At 63.6% G+C, this 7,437-nt stretch carries 6 protein-coding genes; 2 read left to right on the top strand and 4 right to left on the bottom strand.

Annotated features, from left to right (window positions below; all coding sequences use genetic code 11):
- Positions 1–356 precede the first annotated feature (356 nt).
- Positions 357–1,391, top strand: coding sequence for a TerC family protein (locus RIF85_RS13410; protein ID WP_309072399.1), 1,035 nt, complete (start codon positions 357–359; stop codon positions 1,389–1,391).
- A 76-nt stretch (positions 1,392–1,467) separates the two neighbouring features.
- Here the strand turns inward: RIF85_RS13410 and RIF85_RS13405 are convergent, their stop codons facing one another.
- The 3 genes from RIF85_RS13405 to RIF85_RS13395 form a co-directional block, all read right to left on the bottom strand.
- A complete protein-coding gene (locus RIF85_RS13405) occupies positions 1,468–2,769 on the bottom strand; it encodes an alpha/beta fold hydrolase (RefSeq protein WP_309072398.1) in 1,302 nt (433 codons plus the stop codon).
- Positions 2,766–3,248 (bottom strand): GNAT family N-acetyltransferase, encoded by a 483-nt coding sequence (locus RIF85_RS13400; protein WP_309072397.1) that lies wholly within the window; start codon positions 3,246–3,248, stop codon positions 2,766–2,768. The genes RIF85_RS13405 and RIF85_RS13400 overlap by 4 nt, the downstream gene beginning before the upstream one ends.
- A gap of 85 nt (positions 3,249–3,333) precedes the next feature.
- Positions 3,334–5,868 (bottom strand): DUF3516 domain-containing protein, encoded by a 2,535-nt coding sequence (locus RIF85_RS13395; RefSeq protein WP_309072396.1) that lies wholly within the window; start codon positions 5,866–5,868, stop codon positions 3,334–3,336.
- 76 nt (positions 5,869–5,944) lie between these two features.
- Here RIF85_RS13395 and RIF85_RS13390 point away from each other — a divergent pair, with 76 nt between their 5' ends.
- Positions 5,945–6,748, top strand: a complete 804-nt coding sequence (locus tag RIF85_RS13390; RefSeq protein ID WP_309072395.1) for a trans-aconitate 2-methyltransferase — start codon at positions 5,945–5,947, stop codon at positions 6,746–6,748.
- On the opposite strand, the gene RIF85_RS13385 is transcribed toward RIF85_RS13390, so the two are convergent.
- Positions 6,734–7,372 carry an MBL fold metallo-hydrolase gene (locus RIF85_RS13385; protein ID WP_309072394.1) on the bottom strand — a complete coding sequence of 213 codons (639 nt, stop codon included), beginning with the start codon at positions 7,370–7,372 and terminating at the stop codon, positions 6,734–6,736. The two genes, RIF85_RS13390 and RIF85_RS13385, sit on opposite strands and share 15 nt — an antisense overlap.
- Positions 7,373–7,437 lie beyond the last annotated feature (65 nt).

The raw sequence follows: 7,437 nt of genomic DNA, 5'->3' as shown, positions 1-7,437 counted from the left end.
AAGCTGGCGCAATTACTGGCGGGCAACAGATCCCATCGGGTTCCCCATCCCGGGGATCGCAAACAGCGAACTTCCAGATCCGCGGCCCGACGGCCTGGTCCGAGGTCACAGCGACTACTGGACCGAGCCCGACATCGTGCAACATGTCGCCGGGTTGGCGCAGCTCCGTACTTGACTTGCGTCTTGTTTCCCGATCCCGACCGGCCGCGGGTACCATGGGACGAACGTAGGGGAGTATCCTTTCGCGCTACGAACGTCAACACGCAGGCCGACGACGGTCTGCCGGGCGTAGCGGTCGCACAACGAATGCGACGGAGAGACTTGCGAATCCCGTTGTACCTTCGAAAGGGTCCCTAGTGCTTGAACTGCCCCTTGCCTTTGAAATAGGCACATTTGTCGTTCTGGGAATTATCCTCCTGTTCGACCTCCTGCTTGTCGTGAAGCGGCCCCACGAGCCTTCGATGAAGGAAGCCGGCTTATGGGTCTCCTTCTACGTGGGACTCGCCCTGATCTTTGCCGTACTCATGTTCGCTATAACAGGCCCCGAATTCGGCGGGCAGTTCGTCGCCGGCTGGGTGACGGAGTACAGCCTGAGCATCGATAACCTGTTCGTGTTCATCATCATCATGGCCAGGTTCTCCGTGCCGCGGAAGTACCAGCAGGAAGTGCTGATGGTGGGCATTATCATCGCCCTGATACTGCGCGGAATCTTCATCCTTTTGGGTGCGGCGCTGATCAGCAACTTCTCCTGGATCTTCTACATCTTCGGCGCATTCCTCCTGTGGACCGCTTACCACCAGGCGAAAGACTCCGGTGAAGAGGAAGAGGAGAAGGAAAACAAGCTCATTGCCAAGCTGCGCACTGTGCTGCCTATGACCGACAAGTACGACGGCGGCAAGGTCCGCACCGTGGTCAACGGCAAGAAGGTCTTCACACCGATGCTCATCGTCTTCGTCACGATCGGCCTCACCGACCTGCTGTTCGCTGTGGACTCCATTCCCGCGATCTTCGGCCTGACCGAAAGTGCGTTCATCGTGTTCACCGCGAACCTGTTCGCGCTGATGGGCCTGCGCCAGCTGTACTTCCTCCTGGGCGGTCTCATGACCCGACTGGTGTTCCTCAAGCACGCGCTCTCGATCATCCTCGCCTTCATCGGTGTGAAACTGATCCTGCACGCCATGCACGAGAACGAACTGCCGTTCATCAACGGCGGCCAGCATATTGAATGGGCCCCGGTAATCCCGACGTTCGCTTCGCTGGGCTTCATCGTCGCCACCATCGTGATAGCTGTCGTAGCGAGCCTGCTGAGCCCTGCCGGGAAGCGCGCCAAGCTCGATGCCGAACTCGCTGCGGACGCCGAAAAGGCCCGCACGGGCGGTCCGGAACACTGAACCACGCCTGAGAGCTGATACATAAGGCGCCGATCCTGCAGTGCAGGGTCGGCGCCTTCTACGTTGCCGAGGTTCCCTAGCCGCGGCGGGTCATGGCGAGCAGACGCGAGAAGATGGCGTCGCCGTCGTCGTTGATTCCGTCATGATGAAAGTCCGAGGTTTCCCACACCTGGAGGCCACGGACCGCCGCTGCCGTCTCAAGGGACAGGTCCCGGTCCACGTAGATGTCATCGCTGTAAACGGCAGCTGCGACGGGCACATCGTTGCGCGCAAGCCGGGCCGGATCGTACAGCGGCCCCCAGTCGTCTGCCGCTGCGATGAGTTCAGCCGTTTCCTTGAGCGGAATCAGTGCGGGGTCCTCATCGAAGTACCAGGGATAGATCATTTCACCGGTGAGCAGCGGATCCGTTGCATCGGGCGCGAAGTCGGGGAACTCTTTCAACACCCGCCATGCCGCCCACCTCGAGGCTTCACCCTGGCAGTAGATGGACTCGTGAAGGAGCGCGTACAGCGGGTTCGATCGACGGCTCACGACGGACTGCACCTGATCCAGGAAACTGGACGAGAGACGTTCCCCGCCGGGGGCCGGGACGAAAGCGTCCTCCAGCAGGTAGTGAAGTGCGTCCACCCGCGCGTTTCCGCCGAGGAAGGACCCGACCATCTGGAATCGGTGCGCGGTAAGCCGTTCGCCGCTAGGCAGGAACTCCTCGACCGCGTCGAGGTGGCGCATCAGGCGTGTGGCCAGTGCCCGGTCCTCGGGATACCAGGAGAAGTACTCGGCGTTGCGCTTCGCTACGCGCTTGAAAGTTGATCGGTAGACACGCTCGGGCGGTCCGGCGAGTGGTGCCAGTCCGCCTGTGATCAAGGCGCGTTCCACCCCCTCCGGAGCGAAGGAAAGATAGGACAGGGTGCAGAATCCGCCGAAGCTTTGCCCGAATACTGTCCACGGTTCCGAACCCAGGGCGTTACGGATGGACTCGGCATCCGCAACGATCGAGTCAGCGCGGAAGTGGCGAAGGTAGCGCGCCTGCTCAGCCGGGGTGCCGCGCAGGGGGAGCGTCACGGTGTCGGCGGGCGTGGAGAGCCCGGTACCGCGCTGGTCAAGCATCAGGATCCGGAAATCACGGGCGGCTGCCTTCATCCAGCCGGAGAGCTGGGTGGTGCGGTTGCCGCGCACGCCGGGCCCGCCCTGAAGGAAGAGCAGCCACGGGAGCCGCGCCGCGTCGTCGTGATCCGTGGAGCTGTACTCTCGAGCGAAAACCTCGATGTGCTCACCCTCAGGAACGGTGTAGTCCAGTGGAACGGCGAAACGGTGCGGCGTCGTCTTCACGCCTCGCATCACCCGGGTGGACCCCGTTTCATGAGCCCGGGCGGTCATGCGCCGTTGCCCGCAAACTTCGTAAGCGGATCGCCGGTGAGCCTGAAGGTGGTCCACTCGTCCTGCGGGAGCGCCCCCAGACTGCGGTAAAAGGCGATCGAAGGTTCGTTCCAGTTCAGTACCGACCACTCCACGCGTGCATAACCGCGTTCGGACGCGATTCCGGCGAGTGTGCGCAGCAGCGCTTTCCCGTAACCCGATCCCCGCGCTTCAGGGCGTACGTACAAATCTTCAAGGTAGATGCCGTGCACGCCCTCCCAGGTGGAGTAGTTGAGGAACCACAGAGCGAAACCCTGAACGCCGTCGTCGTCCTCGGCCACATGCGCAAAGATGCCGGGATGTGGTCCGAACAGCGCTTCCTCAAGGCCCTGCACCGTATTGCGGACGGCGTCAGGTTCCTTCTCATAGACCGCAAGGTCGTGGATCAATTGCAGGATGATGGGCACGTCATCACGACGCGCTTCCCGGATAGGAGTCATGATCCCCAAGCCTACTGGCCGAGGGACCCGCGCCGAGCGCCAGCGAGGTGTGGGAGGCCGCGGTTCAGGGTCCGCTAGACGCGGTTCAGGGACCGCCCACGGAAGTGACCGCCAGAACCGGGAATCCCGCCTCGTCTGACGCCGCGAGGTCGATGACCGCGTTAATGCCCCAGTCCTGGTCGCCGGCCGGGTCCTTGAAGATCTGCCGCACCTCCCAGCGTCCGGGAACCTGCTTGATGATGAGCAGGGCGGGCCCGCGGGCATCAGGACCGTCGTCGATGTCGTCGTGAGCGTCGAAGTAGCCGTCCATTGCTTCGGCCCATCGGTCTGCGTTCCAGCCCGACGCCTCATCCAGCCGGCCAAGTGCTTCCTCGTCCTCCGCGGCGAACAGCTTCACCCGCTGGAACATCTCGTTGCGCACCATGACCCGGAACGCCCGCTCGTTCGAGGTAACGGAATCGGGCTCCGGGGGAAGATCAACAGTCCCTGTGTCCTGGCCGGACACGCCCGCCGCCAACTGTTCCCACTCATCGAGCAGGCTCGAGTCCACCTGGCGGATCAGCTCCCCGAGCCACTCGATGATGTCGGTCAGGTCTTCGCGCAGGGCGTCACGGGGGACGGTCTGACGCAGGGCCTTGAAGCAGTCGGCAAGGTACCTGAGGAGAATCCCCTCGGAACGGGCCAGGGAGTAGAACGCGATGTACTCGCCGAAGTTCATGGCCCGCTCGTACATGTCGCGGACTACCGACTTGGGCGTGAGTTCGAAGTCCCCCAGCCAGGGAGCACCCGAGCGGTAGGTCTCGAAGGCCTGGAACAACAGCTCGGCGAGCGGTTGCGGATAGGAGATCTCCTCGAGCCTGGCCATCCGCTGGTCGTAGTCAACGCCGTCGGCCTTCATTGCGGCAACGGCCTCGCCGCGGGCCTTCTTTTCCTGCGCGCTGAGCACCTGGCGCGGCTTCTCCAGGGTGGCCTCGATGACCGAAACGACGTCGAGGGCGTAGGCCGGGCTCTCGGGGTCGAGGAGTTCGAGGCTGGCGAGCGCGAAGGGGGAGAGCGGCTGGTTGAGCGCGAAGTTCGCCTGCAGATGGACCTTGAGCCGGATGGTCCTGCCCTCGTCGTCGGGCTCGGGGAGCCGCTCCACGATGCCCGCTGTCACCAGTTCGCGATAGATGCTGATTGCCCTGCGAAGGTGCATGAACTGGCGGGCGGGAGGTTCATGATTACCGCGCAGCAGATCCTGCACCGCCCTCAGCGGGTCCCCCGGACGCTCGAGCAGATTCAGCAGCATCGAGTGACTCACCGCGAAACTGGAACCGAGCGGCTCCGGTGTGCCCTCGACGAGCCTGTCATAGGTGGGCCTACCCCAGGAAACAAACCCCTGGGGAGGCTTTTTACGCACCACCTGGCGGAGCTTCTTCTGGTCATCGCCGAATTTTGCTGTGGCCTTGGCCATTGCCTTCGTATTCTCGACGACGTGGTCGGGCGCCTGCACCACCACCGTTCCGGAGGTGTCGTAACCCGCCCGCCCCGCGCGGCCGGCGATCTGGTGGAACTCCCGCACGTTGAGCAGGCGGGTGCGAACGCCGTCGTACTTGCTGAGAGCCGTGAGCATGACGGTCCGGATGGGCACGTTGATGCCCACGCCAAGCGTGTCCGTGCCGCAGATGACCTTGAGCAGCCCCGCCTGTGCAAGCTGCTCAACAAGCCGCCGGTACTTGGGCAGCATCCCGGCGTGATGTACACCGATACCGTGGCGCACCAGCCGGTTCAGGGTCTTGCCGAAGCCGGAGGAGAACCGGAAGTTCGCAATGAGGGCCGCGATCCTGTCCTTCTCCTCACGTGTGCACACATTGATGCTCATCAGGTTCTGCGCGCGTTCGATGGCGTCCGCCTGGCTGAAGTGCACCACGTAGACCGGTGCCTGGTGCGTGGAGAGCAATTCCTCGAGGGCTTCCTGCAGGGGCTCCTCGGAATAGTAGAAGTTCAGCGGAATGGGTCGATCACCCGAACTGACCAGAACAGTGGCCCGCGAGGTTCGCTCGGTCAGGTCCTTCTCGAAGCGCTCAACATCGCCGAGGGTTGCGGACATCAGGAGGAACTGTGCCTGCGGCAGCTCCAGCAGGGGGACCTGCCAGGCCCAACCGCGCTGCGGATCAGCATAGAAGTGGAACTCATCCATGACCACCGTGCCGACATCGGCGCGGCTTCCCTCGCGCAGTGCGATGTTCGCCAGGATCTCCGCTGTACAGCAGATGATGGGGGCATCCTGGTTGACGGCGGAGTCGCCCGTGACCATGCCGACGTTCTCGGCGCCGAAGATCGCGCACAGTGCGAAGAACTTCTCCGAGACCAGCGCCTTGATCGGGGCGGTGTAGTAGCTTCGCCGCCCCTCCGCGATCGCATGGAAGTGAGCTGCGACGGCCACCAGTGATTTGCCTGATCCGGTGGGGGTCGCGAGGATGACGTTGTTCCCGGAGACAAGCTCGAGGACGGCTTCATCCTGCGCCGGGTACAGAGTGATCCCGGTGCTGGCGGACCAGGAATGGAAGGCCGTGTAGACGGTGTCGGCGTCGGGAGCGGGTGCTTCGCCGGGCTGGGGGAGATGTTCCTGGATAGTCATTTAGTTCCAGCCTATCCGCTTGTGCCGGATGTGCCCTGCCCGTCGGCCTGAACCCTCGACGGCTAGGCTTGCCCTCATGCGCTGGGACCCTTCACAGTATGCCGCCTTCTCCGACCACCGGTCGCGACCGTTTTTCGACCTGGTGGGCCGGATCGGCCATGCCGCGCCGCGGCGGGTGGTTGATCTCGGTTGCGGGCCCGGAGAGCTTACTGCTGTGCTTGCGCGCAGATGGCCCAATGCCGAGGTCGTGGGACTGGATTCATCACCGGAGATGATTGACCGCGCACGGGCGCTCAAGGATGCTCCTCCGAACCTGCTCTTCTCGCTGGCCGACGTCCGGGACTGGGCTGTGGAGCCGGGCATCGACGTCGTGGTATCCAATGCTGTGCTGCAGTGGGTGCCTGGGCATCAGGAGCTGCTGGCGCGCTGGGCCCGCGACCTTGGGGAGCACGCCTGGATAGCGTTTCAGGTTCCAGGCAACTTCTCGGCGCCCTCGCACTCGCTGATGCGAAGACTGGCAGAGTCCGTGCGTTGGAGGGAGCAGCTTGGATCTGTGCTCAGACACGACGACGCCGTCGGCTCACCAGAGGAATATCATCGCCTGCTCAACGACGCGGGTCTTGAAGCAGATGTGTGGGAGACGACCTATCAGCACCGGCTCTCGGGTGCCGATCCGGTCCTTCAGTGGGTGCGAGGTACCGGGCTGCGCCCGGTTCTTGCCGCCCTCGCTGAGGACGAGGCCGCCGAGTTCGAGCGCGCCTACGCCGACCTGCTTACCGAGGCGTATCCGCCCGAGCCCGACGGCGGCACTCTCTTTGCATTCAGGCGTGTGTTCGCCGTGGGTGCGAAGCAGGGGAGGGACGGCTCACCAGCCGCGTGAACGCCACTCGGCCAAAGACGGCCGTTCCGCCCCGAGAGTGGTCGGCTTACCGTGGCCGGGATGGACGATGGTGTCGTCATCGAATCGGTTGAAGATCCGCTCCACTACGTCGCTGTACAGGGACTCGAACCGCTGAGGGTCCCCACCGGTGTTACCGACACCGCCTGGAAACAGCGAGTCGCCGGTGAAAAGGTGGACGGGCCCGTCGGGGTCCCGGTACACCAATGCGACGGACCCCGGCGTGTGTCCGCGCAGCCCAATTGCTTCGAGCTCGAAACCGTCGAACTCACCCACGTCGCCGTGATTGAGCGGTACATCGGTGGGGACCGCGATATCGCCGACGTCCTCCACGCCGGCGGCCGTGCGCGCGCCCGTTGCCCGGACAACGTCCTTCAGCGCCCGGACGTGATCCCAATGGGAGTGGGTGGTCACGACGAGGGCCAGTTGTGAGGGGACTTCCGCATCGGCAGCACCTTCGGCGATCAGACGGTGGATGGCGGGCGCGTCGTCAGCCGCATCGATGAGGACTTGCGCTCCGGTCGCCTTCCCCGTGATGAGGTAAACGTTGTTGTCCATCTCGCTGACAGAGATGCTCCTGATGGTCACATCGGCAAGATCATGCATGCGGGCAACTCTAATACTGATGGTGATGCATGACACCGCGTGGCACAATGTGAGCACCTTTCCCA

It is taken from the genome of Arthrobacter sp., assembly GCF_031179385.1.
Taxonomy (GTDB): domain Bacteria; phylum Actinomycetota; class Actinomycetes; order Actinomycetales; family Micrococcaceae; genus Arthrobacter_D.
Note: the sequence above shows the minus strand (reverse complement) of the source record. Positions and strands in the feature narration are given on the sequence as shown.

Excerpts from the sequence above, each read along its gene's own strand:
- RIF85_RS13390 (WP_309072395.1), top strand. The coding sequence starts at position 5,945 with ATGCGCTGGGACCCTTCACAGTATGCCGCCTTCTCCGACCACCGGTCG.
- RIF85_RS13395 (WP_309072396.1), bottom strand. The coding sequence starts at position 5,868 with ATGACTATCCAGGAACATCTCCCCCAGCCCGGCGAAGCACCCGCTCCC.
- RIF85_RS13385 (WP_309072394.1), bottom strand. The coding sequence starts at position 7,372 with ATGCATGATCTTGCCGATGTGACCATCAGGAGCATCTCTGTCAGCGAG.
- RIF85_RS13405 (WP_309072398.1), bottom strand. The coding sequence starts at position 2,769 with ATGACCGCCCGGGCTCATGAAACGGGGTCCACCCGGGTGATGCGAGGC.
- RIF85_RS13400 (WP_309072397.1), bottom strand. The coding sequence starts at position 3,248 with ATGACTCCTATCCGGGAAGCGCGTCGTGATGACGTGCCCATCATCCTG.